We start from the raw sequence: 15844 nt of genomic DNA on the forward strand, positions 1-15844 counted from the left end.
TTCGCCTTTTTTGTGTGCCTGACTCAGCGACGACCGAGCAGCAAACCGACCACCAGGCCGAAACCGGCGGAGATCGCCACGGTCTGCCATGGATGACCGCCGATGTAGCTTTCGGTGGCGTCGACCGCCGGTTTGGTGCGATCACGTACGCTCGACACGGAATCCAGCGCCTGCTGCAGTTTCAGGGCGATTTGTCCGCGCAGCGTTTCCGCTTCTTCGCCGACCAGTGAGGCGCTGCTCTTGAGCAGTTTGTCGGACTCTTCGATCAGAGCCTGAAGTTCGCTGAAGGCCTGATCCTTGATTTGATCTTCGGCGGCTTGCACGGCGGATTTGCGGGCCATTGGGTGACTCCTTGCAGTTGAATGGACAGTGATCAATGGAGTGTGGCGCTTGCTGAAAAGTTGCACTGAATTTAGGTCAGAAATAAAAACCTGCGCGGGAGATTTCCGTCGAGCGTGTAAGATGTCGCCATTTTACGCAGCAGGATAATTCCCCATGAGTTTCAATCTGGCCGACAAATCACTCGCAGAGCGCGCTGCGCTGGAAGACGAGAAATCCCGTCTGTTCGAACTCTGGCAGAACAATCTGGGCAAAGCCAAAGGCGAAGCCGCGCGTTTGTTCGGCGAGCGCGGCAAGCGCAAAGGCAAGTGGGCCGAGTGGGTCCGCGCGGAACTGGACGGCATGTCGCCGCCGGAGTTCGCCAACATGGTGCGCAGTGAAGTCAATCGCTTGATGGCCGCCAACAAGTAACACTTCAAGTGAACGTCGCAGCAATCGCCTCGCGGACTTTGACCACCACCGGATCGATCTGCGTGCTGGTGCGCCAGCCCAGTTCGATCGGGTAACGCGGCAGCTGCAGCGGGCAGGGCAGCAACGTCAGGCCGCTGAGCGCGGCGATACTTTCAGCGGCATGCGTCGGTATTGTCGCCACCGCCCGACTGCCCTTGAGCAGGTACGGCAGCGCGGCGAAATGCGTGGTCGAAGCGCACACCCGCCGACTCAGGCCCAGCGCCGCCAGGCCCTCATCGGTTATCCCGATAAAGCCGCCAGACGACACCAGAATGTGCTCGCGGGCGACAAATTCCTCAAGACTGAGTTGTTGCTGGCCGGGCGCCGCGCTCGCGGGATCGATTAGGCACGCATAACCACCTTCGCCCAACACCTGACGGCTGAGCAAGCGCTCGGCAAAGCCCCCGGCAGTGATCGCCAGGTCGATGCTGCGCTCCATCAGGGCGCGGGCGACGATCTGACTGTGGGTCTGACGAAAGATCAAGCGCAACTTCGGTGCGCTGCGGGCAATTTCCTCGATCAGGCGGCGACCGTAGGCAATCTCGAAGTCATCCGACAGGCCCACGGTGACTGAGCGACCGTCGTACTGATTGGCCGCCGGATCAACCATCGCCAGGCTTTGCCGGCACTTGTTAAGCGCTTCACTGACCACCGGTTTCAATTGATTGGCCTTGAGCGTCGGCGCCAGGCCGCGTCCGGTACGCACGAACAGTTGATCGCCATAGACTTCGCGCAACCTGCGCAGCGCGGCACTGACCGCCGATTGCGTCACGCCCAGACGCAACGCCGCGCGGCTGGCGCTGGACTCTTCATGCAGCGCTTCAAAGACTTTCAGCAGATTCAGGTCGACCGTTGCGATATTCATTTGGCTCATATCATTCAGCAGTGAATGGGGCTTTATTCATGATCGCGTGGCCCCGCAGAATCGGCAACCACTGAACCTGATGGAGTGATGGCGATGGCCAAATCAATTGTTGCTGCGTTGCAAATCGGCGCCTTGCCCGAAGGCAAAGGCGCGACCCTGGAGCAGATTCTGAGTTGGGAAGGCGCGATCATCGAGGCCGGCGCGGCGCTGGTGGTGATGCCGGAGGCGCTGTTGGGCGGTTATCCTAAAGGCGAGGGCTTTGGCACGCAGTTGGGTTATCGCCTGCCCGAGGGGCGCGAAGCCTATGCCCGTTATTTTGCCAATGCGATCGATGTGCCGGGCGCCGAAACGCAAGCGCTGGCCGGTCTGTCGGCGCGCACCGGAGCCAATCTGGTGCTTGGCGTGATCGAACGCGCGGGCAGCACGTTGTATTGCACGGCGTTGTATTTCGATCCGCAGGCAGGCCTGGTCGGCAAACACCGCAAACTGATGCCCACCGGCACCGAACGGCTGATCTGGGGCAAGGGCGATGGTTCGACCTTGCCGGTATTCGACACGCAGGTTGGCAAGCTCGGTGCGGTGGTGTGCTGGGAAAACATGATGCCGCTGCTGCGCACGGCAATGTATGCCAAAGGCATTGAAGTCTGGTGCGCGCCGACCGTGGATGAACGCGAGATGTGGCAGGTCAGCATGCGCCACATCGCCCATGAAGGCCGCTGCTTTGTGGTCAGTGCCTGTCAGGTGCAGGCCTCGCCGAATGACTTGGGCGTGGAAATTGCCAATTGGCCGGCGGATCGCCCATTGATTGCCGGAGGCAGTGTGATTGTCGGGCCGATGGGAGAGGTGCTGGCCGGTCCGTTGCGGGGTGAGGCGGGATTGCTCACAGCGGAAATTGACACCGATGAGCTGGTGCGTGCGCGCTACGACTACGATGTGGTCGGCCACTATGCGCGGCCGGATGTGTTTGAGTTGTCGGTTGATGAACGGGCCAAACCGGGCGTGCTTTTCAACGCATGACTCCAGCCTGATAAAGAACTTGTGGGAGCTGGCTTGCCAGCGATGAGGCGGTGTCAGTCGACTTTGATGGCGCCTGACACACCGCCATCGCGGGCAAGCCCGCTCCCACAGGGTTTTTCAGTGTTTTCGAAAGCGAATTTTTCAGTGGCGCTCCAGCCATTCCTCGCACGTGATCTCCCAGATTTCCCGAGGGAAACGCCCACCGACAAAATCATCTTTATCGGTCCGGATCAAGCGCATCCCCGCGCGCTCCGAGAGCCTGCGCGAGCAAATATTCGGCGCCGCTTTCGGTCTTCAAGAACGCCGCAGGCCAACGCATGTTCACCAGGTCGCGGCAGTGGCCTTGGGCAGGCTGAGTTTGCCGCTGTCGACGAAGCGCATGGTGCCAAACAGGCCGCCGGCGAGTTTTCCGCGCAGCACGTACGGCAGGTTATCGAGGGTTTGCGTCTGGCTCAGGCCCAGTGTCTGGCGCAGGACCGAGAATGCCGAGATGCTGACCGGCACGCTGACAATCGTTTCGGAAAAACGTGGGATCGAACCGCTCTGATCGCTGACACCGGACGCCAGCGAATGGCCGTTGACCTCCAGATCCAGCGCGATGCCGTTGTAGTCGATGGCCGTCTCATTGGGGTTCTGTACGCGCAACTTGATGGCGAAACGCACTTCCAGGTCCTGGCTTGGCAACGGCTCGAGGCCGACTACGTTGATGTTCACCGGATCACGGTTGGGGAACAGCGCACAGGCGCTGAGGGACAGCAGAAGCAGTGACAGAATGACGGCTTGGAAACGGCGCATAAACGGTCTCTCAACAAAAAAGGGCTGAACCGTCACCGGCGCAGCCCTTTCTATCAAAGGCCAGACGTCAGCGGTTCAACTGTGCGACAGCCGCCGCTGAGGCAGGTTCACCTTTGGCCGGCATGTCCGGGTTTTCCATGACCTGAAGAATAGAGGCTTCCGGGTCGAAATCGTCTTCTTCCAGCTCGATGAATTCTTCCGGCAGGAAGATGTTCAGCACGATAGCGCACAACGCGCCGACGGTGATTGGCGACTCGAAGATGTTGCGCAGTGCTTGCGGCAGCTCGCGCAACACGTCCGGCACCGCCGCGATGCCCAGGCCCATGCCCAGCGAAATCGCCACGATCAACATGTTGCGCCGATGCAGGCCGGCTTCGGCGAGGATCTTGATCCCGGCCACCGCCACGGTGCCGAACATCACCAGTTCGGCGCCGCCGAGGACCGGTTTCGGCATCAGTTGCAGCACCGCGCCGATCATCGGGAACAGCCCCAGCAGCACCAGCAAACCGGCAATGAAGAAGGCCACGTAACGGCTGGCCACGCCGGTCAGCTGAATCACGCCGTTGTTCTGCGCGAAGGTCACCATTGGCATGCTGTTGAACACTGCAGCCATGGCCGAATTGAGGCCGTCGGCGAGCAGGCCGGATTTGATCCGGCGGATGTACAGCGGGCCTTTGACCGGTTGCCGGGAAATCATCGAGTTGGCGGTCAGATCACCCGCAGCTTCCAGCGGCGACACGAGGAAGATCACCGCCACCGGCACGAACGCCACCCAGTCGAAGTTGAACCCGTACTTGAACGGCACCGGCACGCTGACCAGCGGCACTTCGGGCATCGAGGCAAAATCCACCGTGCCCATCAGCCAGGCGACCACGTAGCCGAAGGTCAGGCCGATAACGATCGCGCCCAAGCGCAAAAACGGCACGTCGACGCGGTTCAGCACGACGATGGTGCCGATCACCAGCGCCGCCAGAAACACATGACTGGCTGCGCCCAGATCAGGCGCGCCGAAACCGCCAGCGATGTCGGTCATCGCCACTTTGATCAGCGACAGGCCCATCAGCGTGATGATGGTGCCGGTGACTACCGGGGTGATCAGCATGCGCAGTTTGCCGATGAACTGGCTCAGCACCACTTCGATGAACGCGGCGAAAAAGCACACGCCGAAGATCGTCGAGAGGATTTCATCGGTGCCACCACCGCGCGCCTTGACCATGAAACCGGCGCTGAGAATCACGCTGATAAAGGAAAAACTGGTGCCTTGCAGGCACAACAAGCCTGAGCCGACCGGGCCGAAACGCTTGGCCTGGACAAAGGTGCCGAGCCCGGAGACGAACAACGCCATGCTGATCAGGTAGGGGATTTCACTGTGCAGACCGAGGGCGCCGCCCATGATCAGGGTCGGGGTGATGATGCCGACGAAGCTGGCCAGCACGTGTTGCAGCGCGGCAAATACGGTGGCGGTCAGGTGCGGACGGTCGTTGAGGCCGTAGATCAGGTCGTTGTTGCGCGGGGCTTTTTCAGAGGCGGTCATGGTGTTTTGCGCGCCGCGAGGCGGGGCCGGGTCAGAAAATGGAGGCGCAGAATGCCGGAAGAGGGCGGCGAGGGCAACGAGCAATAACTGCCTGAAAGGTCAGGTTTTATTGCTCGCTACCACCTTGCTCCTGCCATTTTCTGACACCAGCCTCTGCTAAGCTCGAACATCTTTTCCCTCCAGAGCCTGCCCATCGTGTCGCGTACCACTCGTCTTTTGACTTTGCTGCAAGTGCTGCGCGGCAAGAAGCGCCCGGTGACGGCGGCAACCCTGGCTGCCGAACTGGAAGTGTCCGAGCGCACGCTCTATCGCGATATCGCTGAACTGACTGCACTCGGCGCGCCGATCCATGGCGAGGCGGGGATCGGTTATGTGTTGCGCAGCGGCCTGTTTCTGCCGCCGCTGATGCTCAATGCCGACGAAACCGAAGCCATCGTCCTCGGTTTGCGTTACGTCGATCAGCGCGGTGACGAATTCCTCGGCAAAGCCGCGGCGGATGCGCTGGCGAAAATCGCCGCCGTGCTCGACCCGCAGGCCCAGGAAGCGCTGCGCAATCCCACCGTGATGCCGGGCCCGCCGGGCTATGGTTTTCCGCAAAACGCCGTGCCGCTGAACGTGTTCCGCCATGCCATCCGCGACCAGGCCAAACTGCACATCGATTACGCCGACGCGCAACAGGTGCCCAGCCAGCGGCTGATCTGGCCCTTGGCGCTGGGCTTTCTCAATGAGGTGCGGATCATCGTCGCGTGGTGCGAATTGCGCAGTGCCTACCGCACCTTTCGCACCGACCGCATCAGCGCGGCCAGCCGTCAGGGCGAGGGTTATCCGGGGCGCCGCAGCGATCTGTTGCGCACCTGGCGCGAGCAGATGCAACTGGACGAAAGCGGGCGTTTCACTCCTGACAAAAACTGACGCAACGCTGTTTTAGGATGCTCGCAGAACCACACAAAAAAGGAGCTGCAACCATGTCCCATCCCGTCTCTGCACTGGCGCCGGCGATCGCTGCGTATATTGATGCGGCCAACGCGCGCGATACCTCGCGGGTCGGCAGTTTTTTTGCCGAGGATGCCAACGTGTTCGACGAGGGCCAGCATCAGGTCGGCCCCCAAGCCATCGCGCAATGGATGCACGACACCGGGCAACGCTATCAGCCTCGGGTCGAAGTGCTGGACGTGCAACAGCGCACCGGCAAGGTGCTGGTGCACGGGCTGATTTCCGGAACCTTCCCCGGCAGCCCGGCGCAGTTGCGCTACACGTTTCGCCTGAACGAGCAGGGGAAAATCGCCCGACTGGATATATCCCTGTAACCGTCGTGGCATACTGCCGCGCATGACTTTCGACTCTCCTCTCCGCGCCTGGCAACACGCCGTGCAACACAAGGGCTTCATCCAGGATGAAGCCCAGGAACATGCAGTCTGGGCACTGCAAAAATGCCATGAAGCGCTGCACGCCGGAGCCGGTTCGGTCAGCGGCGTTTATCTGTGGGGGCCGGTCGGGCGCGGCAAGACCTGGTTGATGGATCAGTTCTATCAGAGCCTGCGGGTGCCGGCGCGACGCCAACACTTTCATCACTTCATGGGCTGGGTGCATCAGCGCTCGTTCCAGCTGACCGGGATTGCCGATCCGTTGCGCGCGCTGGCCAGGGAGCTGGCGGCCGAGGTGCGGGTGTTGTGCTTCGATGAGCTGTTCGTCAACGACATCGGTGACGCGATCATTCTCGGTCGGTTGTTTCAGGTGATGTTCGACGAAGGCGTGGTGATCGTCTGCACCTCCAATCTGCCGCCGGATGAGTTGTACGCCGACGGCTTCAATCGCGACCGCTTTGTACCGGCGATTGCCGCGATCAAGGCGCATATGCAGGTGGTTGCGGTGAATGGCGCCGAGGATCATCGCTTGCATCCGGGGACGGGCCTGCAACGCTACTTTGTCGCCACATCTGCAGTCAGTGCGCTGAACGAAGTCTTTCAGGCATTGACCGCCGGGCAAGCGGCCAGCGCCGAACCGGTGGCGGTCGGTCATCGCCAGTTGAACGTGGTGCAGGCCAGTGAAACGGTGTTGTGGTGCCGCTACGCCGATCTTTGCGAGCAGCCGTTCGCCGCCATGGACTTCATCGCACTGTGCGACCGCTACACGGCTATTCTGTTGAGCGAAGTACCCAATCTCAGCGCAAAGAAACGCGAAGGGCGCATTGCGCGCGGCACCGAAGACGCCGCGCAGCGGGTAGTTGCGGGTGACCGCGAGTTGCCGCAATTGTCGGTTCACGACGACGGCGTGCGGCGTTTCATTGCGCTGGTCGACGAGTGCTACGACCGCAAGGTGCCGCTGTACATCGAAGCGCAAGTACCCATGGATGTGCTGTACACCGAGGGTTATCTGGAATTCCCGTTCCGCCGCACCCTCAGTCGCTTGCAGGAGATGCAGCTGCAGCGCTTTGCCGAAGCTTGAGTGAAGAGGGCGCCGACATGAGCCAAGCGTTATCCCATCATTTGCTGACCATGGCTTACCAGAATGCCTGGGCCAATCATCGTTTGGCCAAGGCCTGGTCGCAGCTCGGCGCGGCAGAGCTGGCGGCACCGCGGGTGAGCTTTTTCCCGAGTATTCGTCTGACCCTCAATCACATCCTCACGTGCGACTGGTTCTACGTCGATGCGCTGGAGCGCGAATTGCGCGGGGCCGAGCCGCATCCCGACTGCTACGTGTTTTTCAATGTCGACGAGCCGTTTACCGGCGGCCTGCAACTGCGCGAAGAGCAGGCTCACGTTGATCGACGCCTGATCGCCTATTGCGAGCAATTGCGCGATGCCGATCTGGCCCGCATCGTCACCATCGCCCGCGATACGCCGCAGCATGACAGCCGTTTGCGCATGCTATCGCACCTGTTTGAACATCAGATTCATCACCGTGGGCAGGTGCATGCGATGCTCAGTGACACAGCGGTAAAGCCGCCGCAGCTGGATGAGTTTTTCTGTGTCGGTGAGAGCAGTCTACGCGCCGGGGACTTTGCCGAGCTGGGCTGGACTGAAGCGTTGATTTGGGGCCACTGACGAAGCAAAAAATCAAAAGATCGCAGCCTTCGGCAGCTCCTACACCCGATTATTTGTAGGAGCTGCCGAAGGCTGCGATCTTTTGATCTTTTGCATTTGCGGGTTGCCCGTCCGATCACCCCCGCGCTAAGGTCAGGCAGCCTTTCAGTGCGCACTTTGCGCGCCGGGGATTTTGTGTTCGGGGATGGAAATGGATTCCGCAGAGATTCTTGTACTTCAGGCCAGCTACAGCAATCCAACGCACGCCGAGGCCATCGGTATCGTGCTCAACCATTACGCAGAAGACCCGATGGGCGGCGGTCGTTCGCTCGACCCTGAGCTGCTGCGCCGGCTGCCCGAAGAACTGGCCCGGCGAGCGCATGCATTCAGCGTACTGGCCTTCGTCGGCGGTGAACCGGCCGGGCTGGTGAACTGCTTTGAAGGGTTTTCCACGTTTGCCTGCAAACCCTTGGTCAACATCCACGACGTGGCAGTGGTCGGCCAATTTCGCGGCCTCGGCCTCAGCCAGAAAATGCTGCAGAAAGTCGAGGAAATTTCTCGCCAGCGCGGTTGCTGCAAAATCACCCTCGAAGTGCTGGAAGGCAACGCCGTGGCGCAGAACGCTTACAGCAAATTCGGCTTTGCGCCGGGCATGTTCGACCCGGATTACGGGCGCATGCTGTTCTGGATCAAGAATCTGCAAGCCTAGAAGCCCCTCACCCTAACCCTCTCCCAGAGGGAGAGGGGACTGACCGAGGTGTTTGGGCGAGATACGCCGACCTGAAACATCAAGCCGAACTCAGGTTTTGAAAAGCACACAAAACAGCTCCTGTGTCTTGGGAGAGGGGACTGACCGAGGTGTTTGGGCAAGATACGCCGACCTGAGACATCGAGCCGAACGCAGGTTTTGAAAAGCATGAAAATCGGCTCCCTTTCCCCCTCGCCCCTTTGGGGAGAGGGCTGGGGTGAGGGGGTTGGATCTTGCTGACCCAACCCAATCTGCGAACTCGCGACAGCATAAGGTCGAACACCCCGCTCAATGCCCATAAAAAAGGCGCCCCAATCAGGGCGCCAAACTGTCTTCTTCCAGGCCAGAGCGGAGCCACGGAAGGTCCATCGGTTGCTCGGTAATTTCAGTCGCGATAGGACTCGGTCACCTGCGCCGTCTGATCGGCGGGAACGCGAATTTCTTTCGCGTTGGCGTCGCTCTTCTGCTCGCTCTGGGCGTGGTGAACCGGGAAATTGTCGTAGTAATAACGCATACGCTCAGCGCCGCCCTCGGCAAAAACGCTGGCAGAACCCAGGGCAAATAGCCCGGCAAGGATTACGGTGATGATTTTCATGGTGCCTCCTACTGAACAAGTGGGAGCCGTTCGTCCATGAAGCAGATCTCGGAAGAGAGTCTGGGAGGCCTGAATTAACGCGGGGTTAACGCCCGTTCAGTGTAGGTTTTGCAGCATGTTGCGGGGCGATATCAGACAGACGCGGCGCCCGTCAGGCGAAGGCACGCCGCGTCGAAGGGAAAGGCTTAGAGCTTCCAGTCGAGACTCACCGTTACCGTGCGCGGATCGCCCCAATACACGCCGTTATAGAAGCCGACGTTGTCGTAATACTTCTTGTCGAACAGGTTGTTGACGTTCAGCGACGCCGACAGGTGGCGATCGAACGCGTAGCGCGACATCAGGTTGACCACGGTGTAGGCGCTCTGGTTGATGCGTGCATCCTGAGTGTCGCCGCCCACCGGTCGGCTCGACGTGCCATACACATCGCTCTGCCAGTTCACCGCACCGCCTACGGTCAGCGCCTGCCATTCGCCCGGTAAACGGTACGCGGTGGAGACGCGCAGCAGATTCATCGGCTCACTGGTGTTGGTGCGCTCGCTGTCGCTGTCGCCGTCGACCGAGTGGGTATAGGTGTAACCGGCGGTCATGTTCCAGCCCTGCAGGATTTCCCCGGATACTTCAGCCTCAAAGCCGTTGACCTTGTTGCCCTTGCCGCCGGATTTGTAGAACTGCTCACGGGTCACCGGATCTGCCGGGGCCGAGTTGTCGAGTTCGGCGACGTTGTCCTGCTTGCTCCAGAACACCGCCGTGGACAGGTTCAGGCGTTCCTCGAGCAAACTGCCCTTGACGCCCACTTCATAGTTTTTGCCGACAACGGGGTCGATATATTTGCGGTTCTTGTCGCGGTTGCCCTGGGGTTTGAAGATGTCGGTGTAACTCACGTATGCCGTGTACTCCGGGGTCAAGTCGTACAGCAGACCGGCGTAAGGCGTCCAGACGTCGTTCTGTTTCTGGCTGGTGTAATCGACCTTGGTCAGTTGCCGGCTGGCGTCGTAACGGTTGCTGGTGCTGGACGCTTCCCAGCTGCCGTATCGGCTGCCGAGCACGGCGTGCAGATCATCAGCCAGGCTCAGGCGCGTGGCGATGTACCCGGCTTTCTGCCGGGTATCGTCCTTGGAGCCGGTGAGGTCGGTGACGGTGTCGCTGAATTTGGCGATATCACCCATGTACTTCCAGTCGCGGATTTTTCCGTAATCGCTGGGTTGTGCGCCGGCAATGGTGTACGGCGAGTTCGAGCGGCGTTCGGCCTCGCCATAGCCGAACATCATTTCGTGCTCACGGCCGAGCAGCGAGTAGGGGCCGGAGACATTGAAGTCATACGCCTGCATTTTCTGCGTGCCGATCATGTGCGAGGTGTAAGCGAGCATGCCGCTGCGGTCGGCCTCGGGGAAACCGCCACCGCCGTAATACACCTTGCCGTCGGTATTGTTCTCGCGTTGGGTGTACGCAGCTTTCAGGCGCCAGCCGCCGGCCAGTTGCTGATCGAGGGTGGCGAACGCGGTTTTGTCTTGCAGCGGCCAGGAACTCCACGACGTCGCCATGTTGGTCGAACGCCCTAGACCGGCCTTGCTGCCATCGGCATTCCAGTAGGGCACGGTGCCCCAGGATGAACCTTGCACATGCTTGTTCTGATAGTCGTAGCCGACCGCCAGCACGGTGGAATCGCTCAGATCCGCCTCAAGCACGCCATAACCGACCTCCCGTTGCAGCGCGTATTTGTCTTTGATCGACTGGTTGTCGCGATACGCCAACACAGTGCGCCCACGCAAGCGCCCGTCGAACGCCAGCGGCCCGCCGACGTCGACGTAGCTGTAGTAATTGTCGTAGCTGCCGCCACTGACCCCGGCCAGCGCCTGCCACTGCGCGGTCGGACGCTTGCGCACCATGTTGATGGTCGCCGATGGATCACCGGCCCCCGTGGTCAGGCCCGTGGCACCGCGCACCACCTCGATACGGTCGTAGATGATGGTGTCGGAGTCCGACTTCATGCGATCAAAGGTGTTGAGCATCCCGTCGATCTGGAAATTATTGATCGCATAACCGCGCGACGAATAACTGACCCGATCCGAATCCAGATGTTGCACCACAATGCCCGTGGTCTGGCGCATGGCCTCGGACAATGTATCGAGTTTGAAATCATCCATCTGCTGACGGGTGATTACCGACACCGATTGCGGGGTTTCCTTGATCGACAGGTTCAGGCGCGTCGCCGTGCTCATGGCGCCGGTGGTATAGGACTCGGTGTTCTCGGTGGTGGTGCCCAGGCCTTGCGCACTGACATTGGTCGCGGCCAGCTCAAGCGCTGTGTCATTGGGCTGCGGCGGTTTTTCGGCTTCGGTTTCAGCCAGCAGATCGGCGCTGAATGTAGCGCTGCACAGGCCGAGGGTGAGTGTCATGGAACGGGTAATGGGCGCGAACATCGCGGCCGACTCCTTGTCTTCGAGGGAAAAATTCCGTTTGTTCAAAGACGAAGGGTGGGACCGGGATTTAGTGTCAAACGAGAAATGTTGTTATTTGAAAGTGTTTAAGAGGTTTGACTCGACCTCGCTGAAAAAGCAAAAGATCGCAGCCTTCGGCAGCTCCTGTACCGATCGATGTAGGAGCTGCCGAAGGCTGCGATCTTTTGATCTTGCCGTTATCAGACGCGCAAACGAATCTGCCGGCCCAACACATCCATCACGTCACAGCCATCACGCAGCAACATCGCCGCCGCATGGGCCAGTTGCTGCACATCGGCACCTTTGGCGGACGAGATATCCAGGCTGGCCAGACTTTCCATCATCTACGTCACTGCCAAAAAACGGCTGGCTGCGCTGCTGTGCAAGACATCCAGCGGCGCTTCGCTGGAGACCAGCAAGACTGGAATGCTGTGTTCGTTGTGAGTCATCGAAATGTGCGAACTCATTCCTCACCTCCGGCCTGCGCGGCGTGCAGACCGGCGACGGATGCAAGGACCAACGCGCGGGCGGTGCCAAGCATTTGCTGGCTGGCCCATTGGAGTGATCCGCTGTGTTCCGGGCGGGTGGCAGTGGGGGCTTGGTGGGCGAGGGCTTCGGCGCAATTGAGGTAAACGGAAGCGTGTTCGAGGGCGTCGAGGAGAGGGATGTCGGGTTGAACGGTGAAGAGGTGGTGGGCGACGTGGTCGCAGGGGGCGAAGAGGGTGGGTTTTGTGGTTGGATCGGTCATGGGTGTAGCCTCTTGGAAGTCAGAGAACTGCCACTTCATCGCCGTCAAACGAATAGGTGGCAACTGTGTGCAGGTTGACGGACCGGTCCAAGACACCCGGCGCACCCGAAGATGCCCCGCACACAGTCACCATTGAGCAGTGCGTCGGACACAGGAGTGCACGCGCATTGGAGAGCAATGTGCGTCTTGGATTTTTCAGGCCGTCAAACCCGATCACGAATGAGTCGTGACAGGGCGCGAGGATAGGGAGTGAGGGCAGGGCAGTCAACCGCTGCACTTAACCGGAGTTTGCCGAGATTTTTTTAGGCGCGAGCTACGCGCGTGGACTAATCGTCAGTTCTCTCTGATGTAAAGATCGCATCCTTCGGCAACGCCGACACCGATCCATGAAGGAGCTGTCAAAGGTTGCGATCTTTTGAGCTACGTAGCTAAATTGACGATCGTGTGGATGGGAATCGTGGTCTGTTCACGTTTACTCCCCACCAACGTATTCGACACTACCGATAAACTCCTTAGGCACGGTTAAGTGGCCGGTATCCGAGACAGGGCAAACTTTGTGTCGGATCTGCGATATACCCATAGACATCAATTCCACTAATGGGTGGAATACTGGTCCAGTCTGCTGGTAGGTCTGAGGTGTGTGCAATAGGATAGCTTCCATTGGTTTGCACGTTCAGGCAGAACCATTTGTCGAGGGTGCTCCTACCCAGTTGGAACCCAAATCTGAGCGCTTCCACCTGTTGGATGTAAACCGGAATTCCTGTCCTGCTAAACCAATGCGCTCCTATACTTGCCAGCCAAGCGGAGGCTTGAGCATATGGCGTATGGGTTGCTCGATAGACTAATTCATATACATGGTCGCATTTAACATCATAACCGACGACTTTTCCCATAGAGTCTTGCACACTTATACGAGCGGTTCCGATACCTGTGGAGACAACGTGCCCAGTGGTTGGATCAACGGAGGCGACATTGGGTTTAGATGAGGAATATTGATAAGGCGGGTTACCGCCTCGAGCTATCCGAGTCAGGTGGGCTTTGTCTGGCAAGTATGCAGTCGTCTCATAGGGCGGGGTGTATGGCGCAAGCGCCGGGACTAGGTGGACTCCGTCCAAGACCATAGGAGTAGTGTCGATTTCAAATTCAGATGCCTCCTTGACCGTATATATTTTTATCGGAAAACTTACTGCCGTATTCGCATTAGCCGACTTATCAAAATTCACCTTGAGCGTAATCGCAAACGGACTTCCATCCTTAAGCTCCTGCAACCAAGCAACTTGCGCCGCCGTCACCAATCCCTCTACCTGCTGATGCGCTTCACCTGCACAGAGCACTTGTTCTACAGCGTTACCGTTCTTGTCAGTCCCGTCGTAACGCAGCCAGATGCACTGGCCCACAGCCTGCAACATCCATTTTTCAATCCGCAGTTGCGCACCTTCCTCCAGCCGTGTCACATCCAACTCATCGCCCACCGCACCATCAATGCTTGGCGTCGGTAAGTTCTTGTCACCATCAGCAATCGGCAACACAGTCAGGATTAACTCGTCCGAGTCTTGCGGCACACCATTGCGAATGACGGTGTAAATCACCTTGACCATTTTACCCAAGTTGAATGCAACCAGCGAATTGGGCAGGGGGATCTCCATATCCTGCTGCATGGTCACATTTACCGGACCCTCCGTTTTGCTGCCCTCTCCCGGAGTACCTGTCCACGTCACGCTCACCTGCGTACCGATCATGTCCGGATAAGCCCGGACAACAGCAGTCAATGTGTCTTTAGCGGCGATGGGTTGCAGAATGTTATTGGGCGCCTCTTTGATCTCGGGATCTTTAAGATCGAGTGCCACGCCGATCCGCAGTTTCAACTCCCGCGAATGCCCCAGCGTTTCTCCCCCCCGCTGAATACTGTAATCCGCCACCACTGTGCCGTTACGATTGGCAGTCACGTATGCCTTGCCCACCGTGAACTTCACCGGTTTGCCCACCGTGGCCGGGATCATGTCCAGATAGTCGCTGGTGCTGCCGCCGCTGGCCGAGCCGCGCCAGCGGTAGGTCACGCGGTCCTTGTTCTGGGTGCCAAGGAAGGGCACGACCAGTGTTGCGCCGGTCGGCGGCACCTTGTCCGGATCCAGCACGTCATTGGCGTCTGCCCCTTCGACCTCCGGGCGATCGAAGGTTGGCATTGGCACGCCCACCTGCATCATGAACGGCAGTGATTCGCGCACGCTGAACAGGGTGGTTTCGCTGTTGGTGACGACGTAGTAGACCTTGACGCTCAAACCATCGAAACGCTGGATATCGCTCTGGGCAACGGCGCGCAAGACGGGCTCGCCATCCGCGATGTTGCCGACCTGGCGCGGATCCTCGTAGTAAACGGTATCGCCCCCGGGCGTCTTTGCCTCCCAGATCACGTTAAGCAGATCACTAGCGTTGCGACCGACGTACCACGGAGCACTCACCGTCGCCCACGAAGTGTCGACTGGCAACGTCCCGCCCGGTGCCTCGACGACGCTAGGCGCGGGCAGTCGGCTGATATCGCCCACGACGCTGACACTGGCGTTTTTCGAGGGGCGGTCGGATTCAGCCTCGCGGCACCGGACAAAACCAACCGACGCACTGCCCTTGGCGATGGCGCGTACGGCTTCGTTGGGGATGATAAAGTCGAGCTGAAAGGGCACGGAATCCACCGTTTTCGATAACGGGCCGACGATGATTTGCGGACCTTGCGCGGGGGTACCGGTCCAGGTCAGGACGACCTCATCGTTCACGGCAAAGTCTTTAGCCGTCGTGTACACGCGAACGATGACATCGTCGTCACCCAGTGTTTCAAGGTCCACGCGATCGGTCGGCTGGCCTTTGACCAGCACCAGTGGAGAGTCCAGTCGATCACCGTTCATGTCCACCAGCACCGACTGCAGGGCTGACCATGGCGCGCGCTCGTCCGGGTAGTTGCCGCAGCGGTCGACGACCTGAAACGCCACCGCCACCGCGGAGCCATCGCCGGCGGCCTTGATCAGGTCGTAATCGAAAGTGATGTCGATGGGGTTTTTCACCGGATCCGCCGCTTGTTCCGGGCTGACCAGATGCATCACTTGCTGGCTGCCCCAGCGGGCGTGGATGCGGTCGTAGCGGGTCAGGTGTCGGTAGGGAACGATGCGCATCGTCACCACGTCGGTTTCCGAAAATTTCTGGTCGACTTCGTAGCGGTCGAGGGAAAAATTCAGGTCGGAGTGGCCGTCATCGCCGGGGATGTCATCGTATTCGCCGGGGCGGGTCAGTTTGACCAGCAGCT

At 59.6% G+C, this 15844-nt stretch carries 17 protein-coding genes and 1 pseudogene; 7 read left to right on the plus strand and 11 right to left on the minus strand.

Annotation, left to right across the window (positions count from 1 at the left end; all coding sequences use genetic code 11):
• Nucleotides 1-23: 23 nt before the first annotated feature.
• A complete protein-coding gene (locus M9827_RS08330) occupies nt 24-341 on the minus strand; it encodes an ElaB/YgaM/YqjD family protein (protein ID WP_016982860.1) in 318 nt (105 codons plus the stop codon).
• A gap of 154 nt (nt 342-495) precedes the next feature.
• Between M9827_RS08330 and M9827_RS08335 the strand changes: the two genes are divergently transcribed.
• A complete protein-coding gene (locus M9827_RS08335; protein ID WP_007917411.1) occupies nt 496-750 on the plus strand; it encodes a hypothetical protein in 255 nt (84 codons plus the stop codon).
• 4 nt (nt 751-754) lie between these two features.
• Here the strand turns inward: M9827_RS08335 and M9827_RS08340 are convergent, their stop codons facing one another.
• Nucleotides 755-1663 (minus strand): LysR family transcriptional regulator, encoded by a 909-nt coding sequence (locus tag M9827_RS08340; RefSeq protein WP_250605009.1) that lies wholly within the window; start codon nt 1661-1663, stop codon nt 755-757.
• 84 nt (nt 1664-1747) lie between these two features.
• Between M9827_RS08340 and M9827_RS08345 the strand changes: the two genes are divergently transcribed.
• Entirely contained in the window at nt 1748-2671 is a 924-nt protein-coding gene (locus M9827_RS08345; protein WP_250605011.1) for a carbon-nitrogen hydrolase family protein, read from the plus strand.
• Nucleotides 2672-2812: 141 nt separating this feature from the next.
• Here the strand turns inward: M9827_RS08345 and M9827_RS08350 are convergent.
• From M9827_RS08350 to M9827_RS08360, 3 genes and pseudogenes are all read right to left on the minus strand, one after another.
• Nucleotides 2813-2962 (minus strand): annotated as a pseudogene (locus M9827_RS08350) (GNAT family N-acetyltransferase); the annotation flags it as partial.
• Between the two features lie 30 nt (nt 2963-2992).
• A complete protein-coding gene (locus M9827_RS08355) occupies nt 2993-3466 on the minus strand; it encodes an LEA/WHy family protein (RefSeq protein ID WP_123450050.1) in 474 nt (157 codons plus the stop codon).
• A 67-nt stretch (nt 3467-3533) separates the two neighbouring features.
• Nucleotides 3534-5000 carry a nucleobase:cation symporter-2 family protein gene (locus M9827_RS08360; RefSeq protein WP_250605013.1) on the minus strand — a complete coding sequence of 489 codons (1467 nt, stop codon included), beginning with the start codon at nt 4998-5000 and terminating at the stop codon, nt 3534-3536.
• Between the two features lie 195 nt (nt 5001-5195).
• On the opposite strand from M9827_RS08360, the gene M9827_RS08365 reads away from it, so the two are divergent.
• The 5 genes from M9827_RS08365 to M9827_RS08385 all read left to right on the plus strand — a co-directional run bounded on the left by M9827_RS08365 (nt 5196) and on the right by M9827_RS08385 (nt 8732).
• The gene (locus M9827_RS08365; RefSeq protein WP_250605015.1) at nt 5196-5912 is read left to right on the plus strand and encodes a helix-turn-helix transcriptional regulator; all 717 of its coding nucleotides are present in this window, start codon (nt 5196-5198) and stop codon (nt 5910-5912) included.
• A gap of 53 nt (nt 5913-5965) precedes the next feature.
• Nucleotides 5966-6307, plus strand: coding sequence for a nuclear transport factor 2 family protein (locus tag M9827_RS08370; protein ID WP_123450045.1), 342 nt, complete (start codon nt 5966-5968; stop codon nt 6305-6307).
• Nucleotides 6308-6329: 22 nt separating this feature from the next.
• Nucleotides 6330-7445, plus strand: coding sequence for a cell division protein ZapE (gene zapE, locus M9827_RS08375; RefSeq protein ID WP_250605017.1), 1116 nt, complete (start codon nt 6330-6332; stop codon nt 7443-7445).
• A 17-nt stretch (nt 7446-7462) separates the two neighbouring features.
• On the plus strand, nt 7463-8044 hold the full coding sequence (locus M9827_RS08380; protein WP_250605019.1) for a DinB family protein: 582 nt from the start codon (nt 7463-7465) through the stop codon (nt 8042-8044).
• A gap of 190 nt (nt 8045-8234) precedes the next feature.
• A complete protein-coding gene (locus M9827_RS08385; protein ID WP_250605021.1) occupies nt 8235-8732 on the plus strand; it encodes a GNAT family N-acetyltransferase in 498 nt (165 codons plus the stop codon).
• 424 nt (nt 8733-9156) lie between these two features.
• On the opposite strand, the gene M9827_RS08390 is transcribed toward M9827_RS08385, so the two are convergent.
• From M9827_RS08390 to M9827_RS08410, 6 genes are all read right to left on the minus strand, one after another.
• Complete coding sequence (locus M9827_RS08390) at nt 9157-9366, minus strand: hypothetical protein (protein ID WP_250605023.1); 210 nt, start codon at nt 9364-9366, stop codon at nt 9157-9159.
• A 185-nt stretch (nt 9367-9551) separates the two neighbouring features.
• Nucleotides 9552-11786 carry a TonB-dependent siderophore receptor gene (locus tag M9827_RS08395; RefSeq protein WP_250605025.1) on the minus strand — a complete coding sequence of 745 codons (2235 nt, stop codon included), beginning with the start codon at nt 11784-11786 and terminating at the stop codon, nt 9552-9554.
• A gap of 218 nt (nt 11787-12004) precedes the next feature.
• Nucleotides 12005-12148, minus strand: a complete 144-nt coding sequence (locus tag M9827_RS08400; RefSeq protein WP_235374511.1) for a hypothetical protein — start codon at nt 12146-12148, stop codon at nt 12005-12007.
• Nucleotides 12149-12271, minus strand: coding sequence for a hypothetical protein (locus M9827_RS27730; protein ID WP_284676802.1), 123 nt, complete (start codon nt 12269-12271; stop codon nt 12149-12151).
• On the minus strand, nt 12268-12552 hold the full coding sequence (locus tag M9827_RS08405) for a DUF3077 domain-containing protein (RefSeq protein ID WP_250605027.1): 285 nt from the start codon (nt 12550-12552) through the stop codon (nt 12268-12270). Before M9827_RS08405 ends, M9827_RS27730 begins: the two co-directional genes overlap by 4 nt.
• A gap of 512 nt (nt 12553-13064) precedes the next feature.
• Nucleotides 13065-15844, minus strand: a 2780-nt coding sequence (locus tag M9827_RS08410; RefSeq protein ID WP_250605029.1) for an immunoglobulin-like domain-containing protein, incomplete at its 5' end; no start/stop codon positions are given.

This window comes from Pseudomonas sp. AKS31 (assembly GCF_023634765.1).
GTDB lineage: Bacteria > Pseudomonadota > Gammaproteobacteria > Pseudomonadales > Pseudomonadaceae > Aquipseudomonas.